This is a genomic window from Paenibacillus baimaensis (assembly GCF_025567575.1).
In genome coordinates this window covers 26,780-49,134 of the sequence record NZ_JAOQIO010000025.1, presented here as the reverse complement: position 1 = coordinate 49,134, position 22,355 = coordinate 26,780, and the positions used below count along the sequence as shown (strand labels likewise).

General features: G+C 44.2%; 19 protein-coding genes and 2 pseudogenes. 16 read left to right on the top strand and 5 right to left on the bottom strand.

Annotated elements, in window-relative coordinates; genetic code table 11:
- Nucleotides 1–2: 2 nt before the first annotated feature.
- The 13 genes and pseudogenes from OB236_RS10580 (at nt 3) to OB236_RS10515 (ending at nt 15,429) form a co-directional block, all read left to right on the top strand.
- Nucleotides 3–1,583 carry a response regulator gene (locus tag OB236_RS10580; RefSeq protein WP_262683963.1) on the top strand — a complete coding sequence of 527 codons (1,581 nt, stop codon included), beginning with the start codon at nt 3–5 and terminating at the stop codon, nt 1,581–1,583.
- Between the two features lie 17 nt (nt 1,584–1,600).
- A complete protein-coding gene (locus tag OB236_RS10575; protein ID WP_262683962.1) occupies nt 1,601–3,358 on the top strand; it encodes a sensor histidine kinase in 1,758 nt (585 codons plus the stop codon).
- A 141-nt stretch (nt 3,359–3,499) separates the two neighbouring features.
- Nucleotides 3,500–5,047 carry an extracellular solute-binding protein gene (locus OB236_RS10570; RefSeq protein ID WP_262683961.1) on the top strand — a complete coding sequence of 516 codons (1,548 nt, stop codon included), beginning with the start codon at nt 3,500–3,502 and terminating at the stop codon, nt 5,045–5,047.
- Nucleotides 5,048–5,382: 335 nt separating this feature from the next.
- Nucleotides 5,383–6,915, top strand: coding sequence for a glycoside hydrolase family 10 protein (locus tag OB236_RS10565; protein ID WP_262683960.1), 1,533 nt, complete (start codon nt 5,383–5,385; stop codon nt 6,913–6,915).
- A 35-nt stretch (nt 6,916–6,950) separates the two neighbouring features.
- Entirely contained in the window at nt 6,951–7,583 is a 633-nt protein-coding gene (locus OB236_RS10560; RefSeq protein ID WP_262683959.1) for a fumarylacetoacetate hydrolase family protein, read from the top strand.
- Nucleotides 7,580–8,428 carry a M55 family metallopeptidase gene (locus OB236_RS10555; RefSeq protein ID WP_262683958.1) on the top strand — a complete coding sequence of 283 codons (849 nt, stop codon included), beginning with the start codon at nt 7,580–7,582 and terminating at the stop codon, nt 8,426–8,428. Before OB236_RS10560 ends, OB236_RS10555 begins: the two co-directional genes overlap by 4 nt.
- Nucleotides 8,418–9,326 carry a sugar phosphate isomerase/epimerase family protein gene (locus OB236_RS10550; protein WP_262683957.1) on the top strand — a complete coding sequence of 303 codons (909 nt, stop codon included), beginning with the start codon at nt 8,418–8,420 and terminating at the stop codon, nt 9,324–9,326. Before OB236_RS10555 ends, OB236_RS10550 begins: the two co-directional genes overlap by 11 nt.
- A 759-nt stretch (nt 9,327–10,085) precedes the next feature.
- On the top strand, nt 10,086–10,316 hold the full coding sequence (locus tag OB236_RS10545) for a hypothetical protein (RefSeq protein WP_262683956.1): 231 nt from the start codon (nt 10,086–10,088) through the stop codon (nt 10,314–10,316).
- A 639-nt stretch (nt 10,317–10,955) separates the two neighbouring features.
- Entirely contained in the window at nt 10,956–11,912 is a 957-nt protein-coding gene (locus tag OB236_RS10535; RefSeq protein ID WP_262683955.1) for a sigma-70 family RNA polymerase sigma factor, read from the top strand.
- A 62-nt stretch (nt 11,913–11,974) separates the two neighbouring features.
- Entirely contained in the window at nt 11,975–12,403 is a 429-nt protein-coding gene (locus tag OB236_RS10530; RefSeq protein ID WP_240419545.1) for an SRPBCC family protein, read from the top strand.
- Nucleotides 12,400–12,825 (top strand): DoxX family protein, encoded by a 426-nt coding sequence (locus OB236_RS10525; protein ID WP_091177081.1) that lies wholly within the window; start codon nt 12,400–12,402, stop codon nt 12,823–12,825. The genes OB236_RS10530 and OB236_RS10525 overlap by 4 nt, the downstream gene beginning before the upstream one ends.
- Before the next feature lie 357 nt (nt 12,826–13,182).
- Nucleotides 13,183–14,460: pseudogene (locus OB236_RS10520) on the top strand (IS110 family RNA-guided transposase).
- Between the two features lie 498 nt (nt 14,461–14,958).
- The gene (locus tag OB236_RS10515) at nt 14,959–15,429 is read left to right on the top strand and encodes a EutP/PduV family microcompartment system protein (protein ID WP_262683954.1); all 471 of its coding nucleotides are present in this window, start codon (nt 14,959–14,961) and stop codon (nt 15,427–15,429) included.
- A 146-nt stretch (nt 15,430–15,575) separates the two neighbouring features.
- On the opposite strand, the gene OB236_RS10510 is transcribed toward OB236_RS10515, so the two are convergent.
- The 5 genes and pseudogenes from OB236_RS10510 to OB236_RS10490 all read right to left on the bottom strand — a co-directional run bounded on the left by OB236_RS10510 (nt 15,576) and on the right by OB236_RS10490 (nt 19,220).
- Nucleotides 15,576–16,589: a copper amine oxidase N-terminal domain-containing protein gene (locus OB236_RS10510; RefSeq protein WP_262683981.1), complete on the bottom strand. Its 1,014-nt coding sequence runs from the start codon at nt 16,587–16,589 to the stop codon at nt 15,576–15,578.
- 639 nt (nt 16,590–17,228) lie between these two features.
- Nucleotides 17,229–17,492, bottom strand: a complete 264-nt coding sequence (locus OB236_RS10505; RefSeq protein WP_262683953.1) for a site-specific integrase — start codon at nt 17,490–17,492, stop codon at nt 17,229–17,231.
- Between the two features lie 185 nt (nt 17,493–17,677).
- Nucleotides 17,678–17,839 (bottom strand): annotated as a pseudogene (locus tag OB236_RS10500) (IS4 family transposase); the annotation flags it as partial.
- Nucleotides 17,840–18,130: 291 nt separating this feature from the next.
- Nucleotides 18,131–18,535, bottom strand: a complete 405-nt coding sequence (locus tag OB236_RS10495) for a DUF6223 family protein (protein WP_262683952.1) — start codon at nt 18,533–18,535, stop codon at nt 18,131–18,133.
- A gap of 235 nt (nt 18,536–18,770) precedes the next feature.
- Nucleotides 18,771–19,220 (bottom strand): DUF6220 domain-containing protein, encoded by a 450-nt coding sequence (locus tag OB236_RS10490; RefSeq protein WP_262683951.1) that lies wholly within the window; start codon nt 19,218–19,220, stop codon nt 18,771–18,773.
- Between the two features lie 203 nt (nt 19,221–19,423).
- On the opposite strand from OB236_RS10490, the gene OB236_RS10485 reads away from it, so the two are divergent.
- From OB236_RS10485 to OB236_RS39785, 3 genes are all read left to right on the top strand, one after another.
- A complete protein-coding gene (locus tag OB236_RS10485; protein WP_262683950.1) occupies nt 19,424–20,110 on the top strand; it encodes a response regulator transcription factor in 687 nt (228 codons plus the stop codon).
- Nucleotides 20,107–21,447, top strand: a complete 1,341-nt coding sequence (locus OB236_RS10480) for a sensor histidine kinase (RefSeq protein ID WP_262683949.1) — start codon at nt 20,107–20,109, stop codon at nt 21,445–21,447. The genes OB236_RS10485 and OB236_RS10480 overlap by 4 nt, the downstream gene beginning before the upstream one ends.
- A gap of 352 nt (nt 21,448–21,799) precedes the next feature.
- Complete coding sequence (locus OB236_RS39785) at nt 21,800–22,009, top strand: tyrosine-type recombinase/integrase (RefSeq protein WP_317259331.1); 210 nt, start codon at nt 21,800–21,802, stop codon at nt 22,007–22,009.
- Nucleotides 22,010–22,355: the final 346 nt, after the last annotated feature.

Here is a 22,355-nt window from a genome sequence, read left to right as displayed (position 1 = left end):
GTATGCAATCTATAATTAGAATGATGATTATTGAAGACGAGACCGAGGTTCTTGAGGGAATCAAAGCTTCCCTTTCTCTGATGCTTCCGGCCTTTTGTCAAGTGTATACGGTTGGGAACGCTGAGGATGCCATGGAAATGATCCGTGTTCTCCATCCCCATATTATTATTACGGATATTGTACTGCCACGGATGTCAGGGCTGGAGCTTTTAGAGGAAGTAAAGCAGATTCCCGAATATGATCCGAAGGTTATGGTTATCAGCAGCTTTAACGAGTTTGCCTATGCACAGCGCAGTTTGCGGCTTGGTGCAATGGATTATGTACTTAAACCGTTTGAAAAAACGGAATTTGTGCAAAAGATCGCCAGCATTGTGAAGCTTATTGGCGACGAAGACCACCAAAAATTCGAAAATCAGCATCGGGCGGAGCACGCCCGGATGGGCACCAAAGTATTGATGGATCAATATATGTTAAGCTTTTGTACGAAAAAGACTCATTTGCAGGAGCATATCTATCACCGCTTACAGCTTTGGCAGATGATATGGTTAACCACTTCACCTTACCGGGTTGCCGCTTTTGGCCTGCATGACGAATCAACCTTAAGCGATAAGGATGTAGAGCTGCAATTATTCTCGATAGGTAATGTGGCAGGCGAGACCCTGCAGCATTTTCAACCGTCCTATTTATTGAAAAATGTATACAACCGTTGGATTGTCATATCGGCCTATCCGGATATGGATGAACTGATTGATGCGATTCGCGATAATGTAAGTCTCTATCAGAAATTGCAATTAATATGCGGAGTGAGCGGCGTCATGAGTGCATTCCAGTCACTATCGGATGGATATGAGCAGGCTATTCAGGCACTACGGTGGGCTTCAGCAGACCGTAGGCCTGCTTTGCATTACGGGGACATTGCTGACCTGCGCAGCGATGGCGAAAAGTATGATTCGAACAGCAGTTGTTTGGAAGCGTTAATAAATGGGGATAAGGACGGTATTATCCATGCGGTTAATGACAAGGTAGATGATATGGTCCGCAATACCAATATGCTGCATCGTAAGCAATTGGCCCAGAGCTCACTGGATTGGATCATGGAAATACAATCGGCGCTTAAAGGGAAAACAAGAGTAGGCATGGAACAAATTCCACTGGCGATCTGGGAGAACCTGGAGAAGGATCTGACTACGTCCTCAATCAAGAGGGAGTTGGTTGATTATTTCATCCTGTTATCTGGCCAAATATCCTTACAATTATCGATTAATAACAATGCTGTGATCGAACAAGCCAAAACGATTATCGCGACCGAACGTGAAAGCGACCTCTCGCTGCAATTTGTAGCGGAGAAGCTTAGAATTCATCCTGTTTGGCTTAGCCATATTTTCAAGAAAGTAACGGGACAAGCGTTCTCCGACCATATTATTGAGATCAAAATGAATAAGGCCAAATCGCTTTTGCGGGAATCAAGCCTTAAAATATACGAAATAGCCGAAGAAATCAGTTATCAGGATTTGCAGCATTTTGGGAAGGTTTTTAAGAAAAGAACAGGGATGTCGCCTAAAGAGTTTCGTTATGGCAAATAAAAAGTGGAGGGGACACTTTGAATTTTCATCCGAATTTGTATACCAAGATCAGTATGCTGCTGCTGTCGATTGTTGCCATTCCAACTATCATACTCGGCTATTTATCCTTTAACCAATCCAATCAGCAAATTCAGACCATGACCCAGGCATTTCTGCTTGATAATCTTCACCATAATGCCATCCGGTTGGAATCCTTATTTTCGCGGACGAAGCAGCAATCCGACAAAGTATTGGAGTCGCAGAGATTGAAAGCGCTCTTACATCAGCCCCCGCCCCAATCCTCTTTAGACGAGTACGATTTTATCAGGCAAATGAACCCCATCCTTGAAGAATTGCAGGGTGAATTGGATATCGCAATTTACCCCAAGGATCCAGAACTATATCCGATTTATGCAGGAAATGTGAAGGGAAATGAGGATTGGTTCCAGCTTGCTTTATTGATGGAAGGACAGGGGGCATGGCATGTTCGCTCCGTTAAAGATGAGCTTCCATTAGAGCTCCTTTATGTACGTGCGATTCGTGATTATCCGTCGCTGCAGCCCATTGGTGTCTTAACTTTACGGGTACCGCGGTTTTTACTGGACAACCAGTTCATTATTCCAGAGAATGTGGAAAGAATCAGCTATTATTTGGTTGAAGAAAATGGGCGAGTTCTTGCAACCCGAAGCAATAACCCCGAATCGGCTATTACAGAAATTTATCATGATTTGAACATGGGCCTACCCGGCACCGACAACCCTCTGAAAATGATTCGTAAAAATGAGACTGACTTTTATGAGGTTTCCAGACCGCTGGATATTAACAATTGGCGCTTGGCAGCCCTTATCCCCATTGATGAAGTGACAGGACCGGTTGAAAAAATAAAACGCTTTACCTGGCTGCTGGTTTCATCCGGGATTATCATCATGAGTATTCTGCTTCTATTGATTGTACGCTCGGTGACCATACCCATTCGCACGCTAGTCCGATTTATGCGGAAGATTTATTCGGGCGAGCTCCTCTATTGTGAGCAATATTTACCGAGAACGGATGAAATCGGGCAGTTGGTCCGTGGCTACAATTCGATGATCAAAGGCATGTTTGAGCTGATTCAAAAGACTAAGATGTATGAGGAAGAGAAGCGAAAACTTGAAATACGTGCATTAATTCACCAGTTGAATCCACATTTTCTATATAACACGATGGATACGATCAAGTGGAAGGCGGAAAAAGCGGAGGCTCCTGAAATTGTCGAGATGATAGCTACCTTGTCCAACCTGTTGAGGTTCAGTATTCATACGGATGAGGAGTTGACGACGATGGAAAGAGAGCTGGAGTATGTCAAAAATTATTTGTCACTCGAATTGCAGCGCAACTCCCATGCCTTCTCGGTCTATTATCAGATAGACCCGGATATTTTATGCCAGCCCTTCATGAAGCTGACGATTCAACCTATTGTTGAGAATGCGATTAAACATGCAATGAAAACAATGGTGGAGGGAACCGGGAAAATTATGATCACGGTGATCCAATCGAAGGATCGGATTATTTGCAGCATTGAGGATAACGGGCCTGGACTCAGCGTGGGTTCAGCAGCAAATATGGAATCAGAGCTAAGGCATGGAGATTCGAACTATTCAGGTGTCGGACTATCGAATACAGATCGAAGGCTGAAGCTGAGGTTCGGGGACAGCTACGGGATTACACTGGAAAATCGGGCCACAGGTGGGTGTAAAGTGGTTCTTCAGCATCCGCTTATTGAATTAAGTGGAACCATCAGCCAAGCCGCTAATTAGCTATGAAAACTTGTGTTGAAGGGATAAAAAAGTCTCCCTGTAAATAACAAGGTAAAACCTTTAATAAACCTTGTTTTTAAAAAAATGCATAGGAGCTACCCTATAGTTGTAGGAAGCAGAATGAAAAGGGAGGTTCTATTGTTGAAAAGAAAACATGTAATCGCAACCACGGTAATGGTATTGACAGCCGCGTCACTTGCCGCATGTACGAGTACAGAGGAAAAAAAGCTTGCAGGTACCCAGGAAGGAACGGTGAAACCGCCTGCGAAAATATCGATATTTAAGTACCTGTCTCCGGGACAAACGTATCATCCCGATTCAGAGCTGGAGAAGATCATAGAGAAGGATGCCAATGTCGATTTGACCTATGAAACCGTTCCGAGCGCTGAGTACAAAACTAAGCTGAGCGTTAAACTTGCTGGCGGAGATTTATCGGATATTATCGTTACCAATTCTCCTGGAGATCCGGAGCATAATACGTTAATCGATCAAGGCGTCTTTCTGGCGTTGGATGAGCTGCTTCCCAAGTTTCCCAAGCTTAAGGAAGCTTTTAGTGAAAAAACATGGAATTTCATGAAAAGCCCGAAGGATGGCAAGATTTATGGAGTGCCCGTGTTGAGAGACCGCGGCGGGAATGGCATCGTCATTCGCAAGGATTGGTTGGACAAACTGGGCTTGAAAGTACCGAAAACCTTGGATGAGCTGGTGGTCGTACTGACTGCATTTAGAGATAAGGACCCTGACGGTAATGGGCAGAATGATACCATTCCCCTTACTTTAACTGACATCCAAGCCTCAGGATTGTACGCCTTTTTTCCGTTATTTGGTATAAATCCAGGATGGTCCCCAACACCAGGCGATGCCAACAAGCTTCAATACGGATTGATTCAACCGGAAGCCAAGGAAGCCATGAGCTTTCTTCGCGATCTTCGTCTAAAGGGCCTGCTGGATCAGGATTTGTTGGTTGGTAAAACGTCAGGATTGGACAAATTTAAATCGGGTAAGGTTGGAGTGATCGTTACGACTCTTGGGAATTATAGACAAGTCGTTGTTCTTCCAAACATGAAGGCGGAAATCATCGATCCAATTACTCATGGAGGAAATGTATGGAAGGTTGCAACACCGGCGATCCCAATCTCCAGAACGAACCAAATATCGAGCAAATCCAAAAATCCGGAGGCAGCACTAGGTTATTTGGAATACCAGCTTACCCGTGGATTTGATTATATCCAATATGGAGTTGAAGGCAAAACCTATAGCATCCAAAACGGTGTGAAGGTTCCGTTCCCAGAAGACAAGAAGGATCCTCAATATAATACAACAGTCGGGCTTGAAATGCTCCAACCGGAATGGCTCTTCTCCGATCCAGAGAAATACACCAAGTTTATTCCCAAAGAAGCTGCTGAATATTTGCTTGGCAAGCTGGATACTTATGAAAAAAATATTAATTATGATTACCTCCGTTCAAATATTGCCATTCCGACACTGCTGGAGAAGTCTACCGTACTACGCCAGATCCTGGATGAGGGATATACGAAAATGCTTCTTGATTCCAAGGGTGACGTGAACAAAACATTCGATGAGATGGTAGTCAAATGGAGAAATGGCGGTGGCGATAAAGCGATTGAGGAAGTCAATTCGCTGCAAAAGGATAAGTCTGAGCCCAGCTTTTATTACAAACGCAAGTAACCATTTAAACTTATGAGCTCCTCCCTTTAATTTTATATAAGGGGAGGTTTTTTTGCGATATTTTCCTTATGTAACTCCATGCGTAAATAATCAAGGTGAAAAATTAAATTTTCCTTGTTATCAGACCTGAATGAAACAGCTACTATAAGGCATGTAACCTGCTGGGACATAATGAATGGCCAGAAGTTGAATGACAGTCTAGAAATGGAGGAATGTATGTTCAGGAAGCCGGCTCGTTTTGTCGAAACCGGATTCCATCCAATCCAAGTGTTCAATGCATGGAAATCACGCTTTACAGCTATTAAAAAACTTAACATTGATTCGGAGGAACTGACATGCCTGAGAACCAACAAGTTTTCAAAGGAAAACGATACAAATGCCTGTACAATCACGAATTGCTGAGTTTATTTACGACCCAAACCCCTTACCAGACTTATGATGAGAACGTGACAGACGAGCAGGTCATCGGTTATGTAAAGGAGCTTGAAGGTACGCAGGTAGATGCGCTGATGTGCTGCCCGCAATCATGGCGCACCAACCTGTGGTATTCGGAAATTGACCGGAGATGGCAGGATGAAGCGCCGTATGAAAAAGAGCCGCTGCCCGAAGCTAACTGGAGCTACAATGATAAAGCTTACTTCCGGACACGCCGTTACATGCTACAGCATAAAGATCCCGTAGCCCTTTCTTTACAGACGGCAAGAGAAATCGGGGTCGACTTCTTTATTGCGTACCGGATGAATGACCATCATTATGTGAAGCTTAAGCATGCTCAAACCCATGGAAGCTTCTGGCGCAGCCACCCTGAATATTTGCTCGAACCGACGGGTTCCGCCTTCAATTACCTCGTACCTGAAGTGCGAGATTATTACTTCAGCTTATTGAAGGAGCTGGCAGAAAATTACGATATCGATGGCATGGAGCTTGACTTAATGCGGTCTCCAAGATATTTCCCCGATAACCAAATCGCGGAAGGTACGCTTGTCATGAACGAATTTATTCGCCGAATCCGAAGTATGCTGAATGATATCGGAGAGAGCAGAGGGAAGCATTTAAGCTTGAGCGTTCGTGTGCCGCACCGGATTGCAGAGGGCCTCAAGGTCGGATTGGATACAGAGGCATGGGATCGTGAAGGCTTGGTGGATATGGTCAACATTTCCTCCTATTTCAAGACAACGCTTGAAATCGGCATTGAAGAATATAAGAGCCGAATAAAAAATGCTCTAATTTACGGAGAACTTCATTTTGTCACCAACACCGGAAGCTCACGCAGCGCTTTGGGTTACTCGAACAATATTAACCGCAAGACGACCAAAGAAATTTATGAAACAGCAGCTCTCCAATATTGGAAAAGAGGCGTGGATGGGATCAGCTTTTTCAATTATGGCTATACCCGGGATCATGGCTTTCATGAGCCGAGACGCAAAGAGTACCCGGGTAAGGAGCCGCAGTTCAGTACCTTGAATACGATTTGTGACATTAAATATTTAGAGCAATTACCGCAGCATTATCTGATAGGTACAAACTTCGGCACATTTCCAGCCGATCAGGAGGTATCGTTCAAGGTACATCTTGTACAGGAAGGGAAGTTCAGCCATGCCGTACTACGCCTTGAGACGGATACGGATACAGCCCGATTGCCGCTCACCGCACAATTTAACGGAGTCATACTACAGGAAAAGCTGATGACCGGTGAGCTATTCACTCCTTTTTCACTGGAATGCTTGCCGCCGCAGGAACGGCTTCGTTATTATGAGCTTCCTCTGGAGCTGATAAAGCAAGGAGATAACCAGATCCGCTTAGCCAATAACGATCCATATAAAAAAGCAACTTTTGTAGGCACCGAGATCGCTCTCTACCGCTCTTAAAGGAAAGAAGGACATTACGTGAAGGAGGATTAACGTTGGACATCATCGACCCAAAGCTGCTTCCCGCCATTAAAAGAATAATAGGAGTTGGCCCCCATTACCGATCGCTGCGAATCGAAAAAGGCCTTGATTTACAGCCGGAGGAGCCGATGCTTTTTCTGAAAAATGCGGACAGTATCACTACCGCAACAGAAATCGTGTTAAGCGAACGGATTAGCGAAATTTACTGTGAGGTTGAGATGGGTGTGCTGATTGGCCAAGAGGGGTACCAGATTTCTCAGGATGAGGCGCTATCTTATATTAGCGGCTGTGCAATCGTCAATGATATTACAGCTGTGGATAAATTGGAATTGGGTCAGCATAAAATGTTCCTCAACACGACACCGATAGGCCCATTCGTTAAGGTTGATTCTATCCAAGACGTCACGATCCGAATGAGCGTAAACGGCAGGCAGATACAAAACGGACATACGAGTGAAATGACCTTTTCCATCTATTGGTTAATCGCCTATATTTCTACAATTATGCGGCTTAAGGAAGGCGATCTGATTCTGACGGGTACGCCGGCCCACCCGACGGCATGCAAAAGCGGGGATTTCATTGAACTGTCAAGCCCGGAGCTGGGGTCGATCCGTCACACGTTAAAACAGGAGGTTTTGAAGCCATGAAGGGGCGGAAGGTGTTTATGGTTCGGTCCGATATGGAGGGACTCAGCGGAGTCACTTCCTATGAGGAAGTGACTCCGGGAGCACCGGGATTCGCTTATGGACAGCGAATGATGATGGCGGACCTCTTGGCTCTATTGGAGGGATTGAACGAGGGTGGCGCCGACGAAATTGTGATCTACGATGAGCATTTTTTCGGCAGAAATATTTTGCCTGACGAGCTGCCTGATAATGTATCCGTTATTTGCGGAAAACCGCCTTATCGTCCTGATTGGGCAGGAGGACTGAATGAATCGTTCACCGGGATGGTTATGCTGGGGTTCCATTCCAAAGCAGGTACGCCGAATGGGCTGCTGCACCATACGTACGAGCCGGATATCGGAGACATTCGCATTAACGGACGTTCGGTAGGTGAGATCGGGGTTGAGACGACGATTGCCGGCGAGCTTGGGATACCGCTGCTGCTGCTCACCGGCGACTCGGCAGGGGTTGCGGAAGCTTTGGAGCTTGTGCCCGAATGCCTGGGAGTATCCGTCAAACAATCGATTTGTGAATGGGGAGCTGAATGCTACCCGCTTAAGCTCACCACTGCCCGTATCAGAGAAGCAGGGAGAAAAGTGGCAGCAGCAGCTAAAGCGCCGCAGCCGTTCCATTTTGGACAAAATATCGTCATGGAAATTGATCTGCGGTCAGGTGCATATCGAACTTTGTATGAGCAAATGTTTGCTGAGGATATGATTGCCGCTGGAATAATCAGCCTTAGTGGTTCCAGCGTATTGGAAGCATGGGCTGAGTATTGGGATAAAAAGCTGAAGGTCCAAAAAATGGAGGTGCAGAATGAAAGATAATATTAAAGATTATGCCCGAATCGGTCTGGTACACCATATGATCTATCCCGAGTGTATGACGGACGCGGACGCGCATGTCAACACATTGCTGGGCTTGAATGAAAGGGAGGATATCGAAACCTTCGACTGCTGCATCCCGTTTGGCGAGGAACGCAGGAGGCAGCTGATTAGGCAGGTCGCCCGTACCCGCAAGGAAATTGTTTATGCACTGCACTTATATCCGCTTCGCAAAATCGCTTTGGCTTCTCCAGCTCCACATGAGCAGGAAATATCGCGCCTTATCGTGCGCGACCAAATAGAGATGGCCGCCGCTATTGGTGCCACCGGCTTCGTATTCGCTTCGGGGTTGGACTTCCCCGATGACAGAGAAGGGGCAAAGATTCGTTTTGCCGAGTTTACCCGCTGGTTTTGTGAACATTTGGCACGTTATTCGATAACTGCCTTATTGGAGCCGTTTGATCGTGAGATCGACAAGAAATTTTTGCTTGGACCCAGTGAAGAATGCGCCGAATTCGTACAATCCCTCCGTCAGTCCGGAGCGCACAATCTTTCCATTGAATTAGATATGGCCCATGTTCCGTTGATGGGTGAATCGTTTGCTCATGCTATTCGTACTGTGAGTCCATACTTGAAACGTGTTCATTTAGGTAATTGCATACTGAAGGATACCAAGCATATATGGTATGGTGATTATCATCCTCCGATGGGCTATAAGGGGGGCGAGATTGACACGCCAGAGCTGGCGGGTATACTGCAGGAATTGTTATCGGTCGGTTATTTGAACAAAGAGGAACGGGGCGCGCTGGTTTTGGAAATGGTTCCGTTTCCGGGAGAAACATCGGAATATACAATTCAGGATAATCTTGGGCGGCTGGAGGAAGCGTGGCGTCTTGTTTAAGGATGCAGCTTCCTTGGACATTTCTACTCGATTCATTTTGTTTTAGTCTTAAAGAATGATTAGTAAAGCAAACCCGTTGGTTTTCAATTAGCCGATGGGTTTGCTTTATTGATATGGGAATGGAGTTGTTCTACAAGTGTTAAGTGACAGGAACATTTACCTGCCGATTCCGGACATAAAGTTATATCCTTTCCGCAGTTGATACGTGTTATTTTAGGTTTACCTTCGGGAATTACTATCATTTCAACGATACAAGCTATTGCCGCTTTCGGCCATATCCGAGTATACCACGGTAAACATGGGTTCTCTGCAAATTTTGAAGCAGATGCAGTATAGGGTCGAACAAAGCTTGCGGACTGCCGACAATCCATTGACACAATTTACTGCGTCTGTCATGGCTACATGGAGTGCGAATTGTCGGAAGTCAATATCATTGTTACATTAAATGTCGCTTAAATTGCGGCTTTTTTTAGTTATGTAATAAGGTTCCTGTCATCGGTCGATGTCAAGAACCTTATTACATTTCCGATAAATGACAAGAACTTTATTACATTCCCGATGGAATGACATGATTAATATTATGTAAACTTATGTTGTCGGTAATCTCTCAGCTCCCTCAGAGAAGATAGTGTGGAGTGGAATGCCGTGACAACAGCTCCACTTTTTTTCATTGAAGTAACTGGCAGCATAGTTTAACAAATCCACCTGTTGCTTAAATTAAATGTTATAATATGGATAATAAATGGAAGGGGGTCTAAGATGAACAGTCCTTCCTACAATCCATTCAATGACGAGACGATTCACCTTACCTTGAAACGAACGCAATCGAATATTATAGACGAAAGGGATGCCTTTAACGATGTAATTAAACATGGTGATAGTGTTCAAGGTTTCTGGGCACCTAAAAAATCGAACAATTTCCAAAATGGTATCAAAATTCGCAAAGAATATATGGAACTATCTCGGTACTTGTTTTCGCCTCATTTATGATATATCAGATTTTCCAAATTATCGGGGATATTGCATCGGGGAAGTAGCCCTTGTGTATATCGACGACAGTCATAATTGTTATAGATACGAGAATTATAATTATAATCAATAGGAGAAGGCAGCCGGTTAAAGTGGATCGGCTGCCTTCGCTCAACTAACGGGATAGTGTCAATGCAGGATTTGGAAAAATTAATTTCATTGTTATCTCTTAGCGTTATGGAATTTGGAATACAGTCAGCATATCATATCGAGCCATTTTCTTTGTTCCTATAGTTTTAAAGAGTAAAGTCACAACATATTTGACACTTTGATGTTCTCGGTTGCGCCCTGGGGTTCGCCGATCGAAACCGGGAAACGGGTGACGATCTGCATTACGTAGAACGTGATTGAGAAGTCAAATCGAATCTTCGATGCTCTGCAGCAAGACGACCATGTCAATATGCCGTTAAAGGAGGAATCCTTCTGCCCTGGATTCGGCGACGGCGTGACCTTCCAGATCTATACGGTGATGTAAACCATACCTGATGAAGAAAGAGTTGCCCACCATCTGGTCGCGCTACTCTTTTTTTATATACAAACGAATTCTTCTATAGGTATTATAGTATTGAAGAATTCGTTCCATGAAGGGTGGACACCGCAATGAAAGTAACCGCACCAGAACTTCAGTTATTTGACGAGTTGAAGCCGGGGTTAACCTCGTTCTGTTATAGGATGCTAGGGTCTATCGATGACGCAGACGATGCCGTGCAGGAAACCTTCATCCGCGTCTGGCAAAGCTGGAGCTCCTTCCGACAGGAATCCTCGTTTAAAACGTGGGTCTATCGGATCGCTTCAAATATATGCCTGGACAAGCTAAGACAAACGAAGCGCCGCATTCGCCCCGTAGACTTCTCCGGCCCAGCGGAATCCATTGTCGAACCTCGCGAGACGCTGCCTGACTCATCTTGGATTTGGCCAGCCCCTGAATTTTCGAATAATCCGGAAGATATTTTCATCCGTAAAGATACGCTGCATATCTGTTTTATTACACTTTTACAGCTCTTGCCTCCCCGTCAACGTGCGGTGATGATTCTGAAGGATGTATTCGAGTGGCCTTCTAAGCAGATCGCAGAGACGTTAGGCATGTCGTCGGCAGCGGTAAACAGCGCTCTGCAGAGAGCCAGAGATACGTTGGAGCGGGAACAACTCCGTTCCGATGAATTCAATAGGAGCGAAGAGGCACCTGATCAGGAATTGTTGTCGCGTTATGTGGAAGCCTTCGAGCAATTCGATATCAATGCCCTGGTTGCCTTGTTTCATGAAGAAGGTCGGATGTCTATGCCGCCTTTCCCTATGTGGGTGCGCGGCAAGGACGATTTGTTCAAGTTCTTCACGCTTACGCGTTGGCATTGCGAGGGTTCCCGGTTTGTGCCGGTTACGGCGAATGGCGGTTTTCCTGCGTTAGCGCAGTATATGTGGAGCAGGGAAGAGGACGGCTTGGTCCCTTGGGGGATTCACCTCTTAGAAGTGAAAGACAACAAAGTATTCCACGTCCAAAATTTCATCAATCGAGACTTATTTGCCCGTTTCGGACTTCCGGATCGATTGGACCGATGAATTTCGTCGGTTGGTTTCGTCTATAGAAGTGAAAACTAAGAACAAGAGAGGATGTTATTACAATGGAAACGAATCAATCGACGAAAGTTACCGTACAAGTCGTCATTCAAGCGCCAGTAGAGAAGGTATGGAGGTACTGGTCCGAGCCGGAACACATCACGAAGTGGAATCAAGCTTCGGAGTCGTGGCACGCACCGAAGGCGGAGAATGATCTGCGGGTTGGAGGCAAATTCCTTACCCGAATGGAAGCAAAAGACGGCAGCATGGGGTTTGACTTCTTTGGAACATACGACGTCGTGAAGCTGCATGAGCAGATTTCATACACAATGGAAGACGGGAGAACGGTTGAGATCTCCTTCCTGAATCAAGGAAACGAAACCAAGGTGATTGAAATATTTGACGCGGAAAGCACGCATTCCATTGAAATGCAGCAGTCGGGATGGCAGGCGATTTTGGATAATTTCAAGAAATATACGGAGGAATCCCGATGATCGAGACGAATATGAAAACGGGGACACCGCCAGTAAAAGAAATCTCTAATGCGAGGCTATGGACAGCGCGTGCCATGAGCGGGATTGTTATTCTGTTCATGCTGTTCGATGGGATCGGGAAATTCGCCAAGCCCGTACAAGTGGTAGAAGGCACGGTCACGCTCGGATTCGCGGAGCACCACCTTGCAACGTTGGGCGTATTAGTATTGCTCTGCACCGTGCTGTATGCCATTCCGCGAACTCGGTTCCTGGGGGCGCTACTGCTCACGGGTTACTTAGGAGGCGCGGTGGCTGCACATCTCAGGTTGGATAATCCGTTGTGGTCTCATCTGCTGTTTCCCGTCTATGTCGCCATACTGGCTTGGGGGGCGCTGTGGCTAATCGATCGAAGATTGCGCAATCTTCTCCGAGAACGCGAATAACATATATACTGCCGCCGAGGAAAAAAACGGCGGCTTTTTTGTTGCGTCGCTACGGGATTAGCCTCATCAGGAGGCTGCCGCCTTTTTCGATCGGTTGGCTTTGCTGTGTTAACAGGCTTTGAATTTCACAATGAGAGTAGATACTATAGGATTGCAGCCCCATTAAGTTAACGGATACAATAGTGGAGGAGATTGCTTCGGGCACCTCCTCTTTTGGCTATTTAAAGTAGCGGGCAGCATTCCTATTATGAAGGAATACAGAGTTTGAAATATAAAAAGACTCCTTGGTATGATGTTTATGGGTCCCAAATGCTGGCCAACGATCGGATCCAAATACAAAACCAAGGAGACTACAACATGCATTCTACTCAAAATGAAAGAATTAGCAAATCACTTCTTCTACTTTAATTATCGGAGTCGACATCGCAAAATTCAAACATGTGGCCCGTGCGCAAGACTTCCGCGGAGTCGAACTCGGGAAAACCATTACGTTTGAGAACAATCGAGAAGGCTTTGAATTGTTCGTGAGCTGGTTTCAGAAGATTTTAACCGCTCAAGGTTTCAAGGACGTCATTGTTGGTATGGAACCAACGGGTCACTACTGGCTTAACCTTGCTCATTTCCTAAGAGAAAAGCAAGTGAAATACGGAGTGGTGAATCCACTGCACGTAAAGAAAAGCAAAGTACTGGATGACAATTCTCCAACGAAGAATGACGTTAAAGATGCCAAAGTCATCGCACAGCTGGTCAAAGACGGGAGATACGCCGTACCGAGCCTTCCACAGGGCGTTTATGCCGAACTGCGGGAAGCGATGAAAATTCGCGAGCACCTGACGACTGACCTTTGCGTTGTGCAAGCACGTGTTCATAATTGGCTAGATCGGTATTTTCCAGAGTTTCTTACGGTATTTAAGGACTGGGAGTGCAAGTCCGCCATCCAAATGCTAAGCCTTTATCTACTGCCACATGAACTTGTTGATGTGCCGGATGAAACCCTGCTGTGGCACCTGAGGGAGGTCGCTAAGCGTGGGCTTGGCTCGGGTCGAGTAAAGAATCTGAAGGAGGCAGCAAGCTGTTCAATAGGCATAAGGCAAGGTACAGAGTTAGCTAAAATGGAGCTGAAGCTGCTGCTGACCCAGTACGAATGGCTTCAAAACAAGCTCGAAGAACTGGGGACGAAGTGGGATGAACTGCTCATGCAGATCCCACATGTGCAACAATTGTTGGCCATAAAAGGGATCGGTAGGGACACCATTGCAGGTTTTCTAGCTGAGGTAGGCGACATGGGTCAGTACCGCCATCCGAAGCAGATCACGAAGCTCGCTGGGTTGAACTTAAAAACAAACTCATCGGGTACACACATTGGACAGACAAAGATAACGAAGCGAGGCCGTAAACGCCTTCGTGCTTTGCTCTTTCGAGTGATGATGCCGTTAGTCGCAAAAAACGCAGCCTTCCGGGCCTTGCATGAGTATTACACCAAACGACAGGTGAATCCTCTCAAGAAGATGCAATCTCTCGTGTAATAAGCATATACGAGTCTTTGTCGGCATATTAACAAAAGGATACGAATTCAGTGAAGAAAAGATGATGCAGGATATGCCTCGATTTGCAGAGTTACCGCAAGCAGCTTAAATAACGAAACTCCGTGTTGATGATCTAAGCAAAGGAAAAGATAACAAGAAGCACGGATGAGTCGGAAAGGCACTATCCTTACGGACGAAGATCCTGTCGGGCAGCAGATCTGACCTCCACCTCATGGACAGGTTGAATGAAGGAATGTGGGAGCGAAGACTCTGCGAGATGTGGGAGGGTTGACCGCCATGAGCTCATGTGGAGATCCATAGGTGCAACCATACATGACCATACCAGCCACTTTTTACATCGAATGGTTAAGGTGGAGAGTTTTTTGCACTTCAGCAGACCCATAAATTTCTTCTTTCACAACTTAATTCCATAGAAATGTTATATGCTTAAAAGTATTGATGGTCAAAACCTGAGAAAACGAGAGTATTTAAGAGCTAAGCGTTTCTCCATAGAGGGAGTATTCTGTAACCTAAATTAAAAGGAATCCCAACACCTATGACGAAGAAATATGTATGTCAAATAACGCAACGTATGGAGTCAATAGATATGAAAAAGGTGCTCATTATTGGAATTGTAGCTAGTGGTAAGACGACATTGGCAAAACGCTTATCAAACAGAATTAATGTCCCTTGGTATGAACTGGACTCCATCGTTCATCATCAAAATGCAACGGGGAGATATAAACGTACAGCAGACGAACAAGTCAATGTTATTATGGAAATTGATAAAAAAGGAAAATGGATATTTGAAGGAACAGATAGAGAATCATATCAATGTTTATATCAAATGGCAGATACAATCATATTCCTTGATACTCCTTTGTGGAAGCGTAAAATAAGAATTCTAACTCGGTTTCTTAAGCAAAAACTTGGCATTGAAAAGTGTCATTATACACCAGACATTATAATGTTGAAGATGATGTATAAATGGACACGGGATTTTGAACAAAATAGAGGGAGTTTCGAGGCTAAGTTAAAACTTTACAATGACAAGCTGATTAGATTAAAAGCAACTTGAACATTCCTTAGTTAGACAATCTCTTAGTTACATACTACCCATAAACAACTAAGATGCGGCTGCTGGCATAGATCGGCAGCCGCATTGTGCTACCATGAAAATCAACTTCGGTTACGCGGTAAAAAGACAATACTGAAGAAAAATCATTAATTTTGAATAGATGTTACTTTACCATTCTTAAAGTAAACAAATGAGAACGAATATGTACTTTTTTTATAAATCCATTGTACAGTAGATCCATAATTTGAAGAATAAGATTTCTTTTCATATGGAGTTCCCCAAGAATACCAGACCATATCCTCATTCATGCCAATTGATATTTCCCTGTTTCTAATTTGTTGCTTAATTGTGTTTGACCATCCAGGATTTGAAAGTGGATCTTCGGTAAAGAATGCTAATCTAAGTTTAGTAAAGTCGGCGAATGTTTCGGTAAACTGTCCCTTGCTATTACTCAAGGTAACTGAAAGTCCATCATAAGCAATTATGATAACTTCCTCTAATTGATCATGAGAACTCCCCCAAGAATGATCACTTTTATTTAGATAAAGTGTTGAATGTTCAATCCAATAATTTTCTGCATTTGCTTCTTCTTCTAATTTATCTCTTATCTTATCGACTTCACTTCCAATCACACGCCCCCAAAAGTAACTTAGGTCAGAATAGCCAAGTTCATACCCTAATTTTGTCCATTTATCTCCAATGTCATAATCATTGGCACTTACATTAATGGTTTGATCATTCCAAAGTACGATAGCATCTAAATATTGACTTAAAAAAACTAAAGGTGTATAAACTACATCGTTTTTAGTTATAAAAGGCACTTCCATCCGAGTAGAATTAACTCCGAATTTATATTTATTATAATTACTTGCTGTTATATCCATTTGATAAACAATATTACTGTCAGAAATGAATGTTAAAACTTTATCAGGTAGGTTAATACGAAATGTTTTATTGTACTCGTCCTGATCCATCGACACACCCAGTTTACTCATGATTCCCCAAAGTGGAGCATATACAGCGTTATTATCTACTATTAGTTCAGATTCAAAGCTCTCTCCGTTGATGAATAACTGATAATTTAATTCAACATCTTCTGCAAAAACGTTCAATGTGTTAAACGTTACCAGCAGCAAAAAAAATATTATTATAATACTCATTTTTTTCAACTACAACACCATCCCTATATTTTCCCATAATCTTACCATTATATAATATATAGGTATATAGAATCAGGAAAATTATCAGGGTAGTGGTCTAAAAGTAATGGATTGTTAGCAAAATAAAAAGCACCCTTGGGAGAGTGTTAGATAAACTGTAACCTAAACTTAATATAAAATCTTCAAAACGTTCATATTCTATCAGATTTATATAAACTGAATACATATTTCACAACATCTATTTTTTTATATACTCAGTCAATATTGCAATATTTTCTGCATGTGGCGACCTCGAAGCAGGGCTTGTTCGCGGGAGCGAATCGTCCGACATTTTGGTATGGAGACTTTTTTCAAGCCATTGTAGGAGCGGCGGCGAAACTGCATGTCGGCTAATGCTCTAAGTGTATAAAACGGTCAAAATGTTGGCTTTACCCCATAATGGAATTGAAGGAATCAAGAAAGATCGCTAAAGAAGAAATAAATAAACCTGGTAAGAATAATGGAATAACTATGGGACAGATTTGGTTTTTCTGCGGATAAACACTTAGATAATTTTGTGCAACTAATTAATAAATTCCAGGCGTACAGCAGCCCTGAGCAGGCAGCTCCATTGTATGCATTCGCCCATCCAGAGATTTATTACCGGATAAACTGGGATAAATCGGATGGTCCTCTTGGATCATGGCCAGAGTATGGTTGGATCAGCGCGTCATCGATGCCCTGCTTTTTTAGCCAGGTAAGTAGAAAATGGCGTAGTTTGTGTGGAGACAGGTTTTGAGATATATTGGCCTCTTCTGAATATTTGGTCATAATCTTGAGGATTCCCTTGTCCGTGTATTTCTTCTTCCATGAAGACTCAAACAAGTAGGTCGCTTGCTTCTTTTTCATCAAATCTACGTGCATGGCCAGTAGCTCTTAAAGGTCTGGGGAAATGGAACTATGCGGTCTTTGCTGCCTTTTCTTTTATTGATCCTAAACTGGCAGTAATGTAAGTGTACATGAGGGTTTTCACAATCATCATGTCCTGAAAATTCTGGTACTTCCAAACCACTTCATAGTATCTTTTTAATTCTTTTTCTGTCGGTATCATTTAAAAAGACACATAAGGAAACCAAATCTTGCGCGGTATATTTGCTTTTTCGTTGGACGAAGCCAGCTTTTCTAGCGAGCTCCTCAAGTTGGGTAGGAGAAAAATGATGGTGAAGCTGTTGGGCTAGTAAATGCATTTCTTCGCTGATAGAAAGTGGAATAGAATTCATGGCAAACCATCCTTTCTATGGAATTATGCTTGATATAGAAAGGATAGCTTATTTTTCCAGTTTGGGGTATAGATTCATCTTAGCTTGATGGGCATGGGGTCCCGCCAGGGTCCCGCCAACATTTTAACGAAAATATACGCTAAGCCTTCGGATGTGACCGGTTTAGCGTTTTTTCTTACCCTAAGCTCAATAGTCCGGGTGGAATAACTCGACCTCTGGTCATTCAATTTCCTGTTGTTTCAGCGGTCGTAAAGTCCAAATAGTCGTAATCTACGGGCCGGGTCAGCCGGTGCGGCTGGAGCGGGCCAGAGTTAGCCCAGCGAGGACCATGCCGGTCAGCCCCACCATTATGGCCACGATGGCCCCGGCTCGCCCGTTGCCGGTGCCGAAACCACCGTTGGAGTTGGCCAGATGCAGCCCAGCGAGGACTATGCCAATCAGCCCCACCACCGCGGCCACGATGGCCCCAGCTCGCCCGTTGCCGATGCCGATACGACCGGCGGAGCGGGCCAGAGACAGCCCACCGATGACCATGCTGATAAGCCCCACCACTGCAGCCACGATGGCCCCGAGTCGCCCAGGGGTTAATCCGAATCCGATACTACCGTTGGTCACTTCAGCAGAGGCAATAGTTGGCACAAGTAGAAGTGTACAAAGTATTACGAATGAAACTAGCTTCATTTTCATTTGTTAATTACTCCTCTTTGTTGTTTTTGCAAACTGAATTAATTACAATGATTCGAAATCAATGAGTTCTATTCTCATAATCATGCGCAACCAGATGCAGCGATACTCCAGACGCGATAAGGAATAGAAAGGCCAATAGATAATCGGATAGATTAGGGTGGTATCTTTTCCTCTCCATCCATGTTGAAGATTGTGATCAAAATTCAATTCAAATGCCTTGCTCCGTAGATTCTTGCTATTTTGCTTTAATGAGGGCATCGGTCTTCCGTGCGATGGACATCGTTCCCCAAAACAACATCAGAGCGATTACCGGGTGAAGTGCCGATAAATATCCCATTTCCGACGATAATTTGGTGCTGACAACGATCAGGATGAGCATTCCAATCAAACCTGCACTATACAGACGAATGGAGACCGGCATTCGGGCGATGAAAGAAGTGACGAACATCAGGATCGGGGGGAAAATTAAGAATCTGGAAAACCCCGTATGACTTGCCCATTGGTCTGAATTCCAAAACAATGCGAGGCCGGAGATAAACACTTGGATCAAAATGAAAACTGCAAATATCCATGCCAGCAGTTTAAAGACGATTCGTGCTCTGAGGACGAGAGGAGAATCGGCCCCTAGACCCTTAGTAAGATCTCCAACTCCCGCACCACTACGGTTTATTCTTTGATTATTCATCTTTTCAGCTCTCTTTCGTTTGATAATGAATGGGTTGAATTTTCTAATTATGTAACCGTCGTTCCTTCCATTCTTAAACATAGTTTATCAAGACAATGTTAAGGACTTGTGGAGAACATATCCTTTTTTCATGGAGATTATATTTTTCACTTAAAAATAAAGCTATAATACGAGTAAAAACAGCAGAAAGAAGCGGGATTTAGATGGAAACAACTGTACTTCTGGTTGACGATGAAGTGAAAATGCTTGAGGCGATGGCTTCATATTTACAAAATGAAGGGTTTCGGATTGTGAGCGCCACGACGGGCAAGGATGCGCTGACTGTAGCCAAAGCGGAGTGTCCGGCTTTGGTTGTTTTAGACTGGATGCTTCCGGGAATGAGCGGAATTGAAGTTTGCCGCGAACTTCGGAACATGGGGACTTATGGAATCATTATGTTGACGGCAAAAACAGAGGAAATGGATAAAATTATCGGTTTGGAAATCGGAGCCGACGATTACATGACAAAGCCTTGCAGTTTGAGGGAGTTAGCGGCGAGAATACGTTCCGTATTACGCCGCATTCAGGGTAAATCCGAAGAACTTCAGACGATGCTAAGGGGAGACTTGACGATTATCGAATCGAAATGCCATGTCATGAAGGATGGCGCGGAAATTGTTCTTACTCCTACAGAATTCAAATTACTGATTACTTTGGCCGCCAAACCCGGTATTGTATTCAGTCGGCTTCAACTGATGAAATCGGTCATGGAAGAAGATTTCATCAACTACGAGCGTACGATCGATTCCCACATCAGCAACTTGCGGAAAAAGATCGAGAACGATCCGGCGATCCCGAAATATATTCAAACCGTGTTCGGATTCGGTTATCGATTCGGTGAAAAGTTATGAACGTTCGGGGATGCATCGGGGATAAATTGTTTGGCGCGATGGCGGTTCTGGTTCTTTTTGTCACGGTGGGCTACTACGGGGCAACCCAAGGATACTTAAAGAACCGTTTTGAAGATTACTTCAAAGAAAAAACGACAGTATTGTTTGAAATCTACTATAAGGAGCATAAAAATTCATGGGAAGGCATTGAGGAAATGAAGATTTCAGACGGATTGGAGCAGCGAAATCCGGATCAACGCGAGATTGCTCTATTGTCTCTTGATGGCAGCATCTTGTTTTTTAGAGGGTCAGGCGATCCTGGGTCGTTGATACAGCAAGGGAAACTGAATACAGTCATGGTAAACGGAACGACGGTCGGAACGATCTATGTCGATAGGTGGGAATCGACCGAAGATTATCTATTAAAGAAGCATGTTCTGGACTCCATGCTAACCCAAGGTTTAAGGGTACCGGCCTTAACCGGGATTATGGCACTGCTTCTTGGCTTATGGTTAACCAAGAAATTAACGCAGCCCCTGAAACGTCTCATCCACGCCATACAAAAAATTGCAGTTGGAGAGCTTCACATTCAAATTCCCGTGACAACAAGAGATGAATTTGGGAAAGTAACCGAAGCGCTCAATCATATGGCTCAACAGTTGTTTCGCGCAGAAGAGGTACGAAAAAATTTGACTGCCGATGTGGCGCATGAGTTAAGGACGCCGCTTTCCATTATTCAATTTCATATGGAAATGATACAAGAGGGAGGACGGGACATTCCTCCGGAAACCTTATTGCCAGTGCAGGATGAAGTAATCCGTTTGTCCAAGCTTGTCGACGATCTCCACCAGTTAACGCTGGCCGAAGCAGGCAAATTGCAGTTGGACCGATCCCCGACCGATCTTGTTCCCCTTTTGGATCGGATCATCGATATGTTAAAGCCGGAAGCAGAAGAACGACATATCGATATTGTTCGCTCGTATCCGGCACAAAAATTGAATGCGTTCGTCGATCCTAACAGGATTACGCAAGTATTCTATAATTTGTTGGCCAATGCCATGCGGTATACCTCGTCCGGTGGAAGGATTTCGATCCGAATTACGGATAGTTCCCATGATGAGTTGCGTTTTGCGTGCGTCTCAATTGCGGACACCGGAATCGGTATCGCGGCGGAGCAACTCCCCTTCCTGTTCGACCGTTTTTATCGCGTTGAAGAATCACGTTCCCGTCATACGGGTGGCATGGGTCTGGGACTTGCAATTGCAAAAGAATTTGTCGAGGCTCATCAAGGCTTCATTACGGCACAAAGTGAGGTTGGTCAAGGGACCCAGTTTACCGTGTATCTGCCTTGTGCCTAGCAAATTGTGAATCTAATCGACGAGGCGCTCTGTCACCCAACGATCCGATACTTATTAAAAACGTTGGCTACCCGCGGTGAAGTTGTTGTAAATGTATATCCATATCGATTGTAGTCATTCGGCGGATAGGATGACATTCGCTGACAAACAACGCTTTACAGGAATCTTTACGACTCTCAATGTATCTTTCCGACCATACTGAAGGGTTGGTCGTTCTAACGATTCCGGCAGGCAACTATGTTGTTTTTAAATTTGAGGAAAAGCATATTGGAGCTTTTGGGGACCATTTTTGTAACAGTGGCGCTCGGGCAAAATACAGTTTAGTTTAGTTTAGATACAGTGAAACCCCGACTTGAAGTATTTAATTCAGAACCACAACCAAAAGGATTTACACAAATTTCGCCATACCTATGCATGCCAGTTATTAGATAATGGTGCTCCCTTGGACTTTATCCAGGGGATGCTTGGACACGAAAAAGCATCCACCACTCAAATTTATGCCAGCTACGAGGTGAGCGGCGCAGAGAATTGTATCGCCGGTTATTCTAGGAGTTACGAATAAGAGTAGTAGGGTTGGCACTTGGTGACAGAGTAAGAAAAAATGCCAAGCCGGAAGAAATTCAGGGCTTAGCGTATATCCGTTAAAATGTTGGCGGAACCCTACCTCATGCCCATCAAAATTCGAATACCCCCAAAACGAAAAAAAGCCATCCTTTATTTACAAAAAGAATAGCTTTTTTCGTTTTGGGGGCGTATTAATTTCTTAGCTTGATGGCTATAGGTCGCGCCAACATTTTAACCTTATCTTTACTCGTCATAATGAGTGACTTTACAGTATTCTATGTATTAAGGTTGAGGACGAAGCCCAAGCGAAGGCGCGGGAGGGAAAGGTTTTGTTCTAAAAGTAA

Coding starts and splice junctions, on each gene's coding strand:
- OB236_RS10580 (WP_262683963.1), top strand. CDS start 3: ATGCAATCTATAATTAGAATGATGATTATTGAAGACGAGACCGAGGTT.
- OB236_RS10565 (WP_262683960.1), top strand. CDS start 5,383: ATGCCTGAGAACCAACAAGTTTTCAAAGGAAAACGATACAAATGCCTG.
- OB236_RS10555 (WP_262683958.1), top strand. CDS start 7,580: ATGAAGGGGCGGAAGGTGTTTATGGTTCGGTCCGATATGGAGGGACTC.
- OB236_RS10550 (WP_262683957.1), top strand. CDS start 8,418: ATGAAAGATAATATTAAAGATTATGCCCGAATCGGTCTGGTACACCAT.
- OB236_RS10545 (WP_262683956.1), top strand. CDS start 10,086: ATGAACAGTCCTTCCTACAATCCATTCAATGACGAGACGATTCACCTT.
- OB236_RS10535 (WP_262683955.1), top strand. CDS start 10,956: ATGAAAGTAACCGCACCAGAACTTCAGTTATTTGACGAGTTGAAGCCG.
- OB236_RS10530 (WP_240419545.1), top strand. CDS start 11,975: ATGGAAACGAATCAATCGACGAAAGTTACCGTACAAGTCGTCATTCAA.
- OB236_RS10525 (WP_091177081.1), top strand. CDS start 12,400: ATGATCGAGACGAATATGAAAACGGGGACACCGCCAGTAAAAGAAATC.
- OB236_RS10515 (WP_262683954.1), top strand. CDS start 14,959: ATGAAAAAGGTGCTCATTATTGGAATTGTAGCTAGTGGTAAGACGACA.
- OB236_RS10510 (WP_262683981.1), bottom strand. CDS start 16,589: ATGAGTATTATAATAATATTTTTTTTGCTGCTGGTAACGTTTAACACA.
- OB236_RS10505 (WP_262683953.1), bottom strand. CDS start 17,492: ATGCACGTAGATTTGATGAAAAAGAAGCAAGCGACCTACTTGTTTGAG.
- OB236_RS10495 (WP_262683952.1), bottom strand. CDS start 18,535: ATGAAAATGAAGCTAGTTTCATTCGTAATACTTTGTACACTTCTACTT.
- OB236_RS10490 (WP_262683951.1), bottom strand. CDS start 19,220: ATGAATAATCAAAGAATAAACCGTAGTGGTGCGGGAGTTGGAGATCTT.
- OB236_RS10485 (WP_262683950.1), top strand. CDS start 19,424: ATGGAAACAACTGTACTTCTGGTTGACGATGAAGTGAAAATGCTTGAG.
- OB236_RS10480 (WP_262683949.1), top strand. CDS start 20,107: ATGAACGTTCGGGGATGCATCGGGGATAAATTGTTTGGCGCGATGGCG.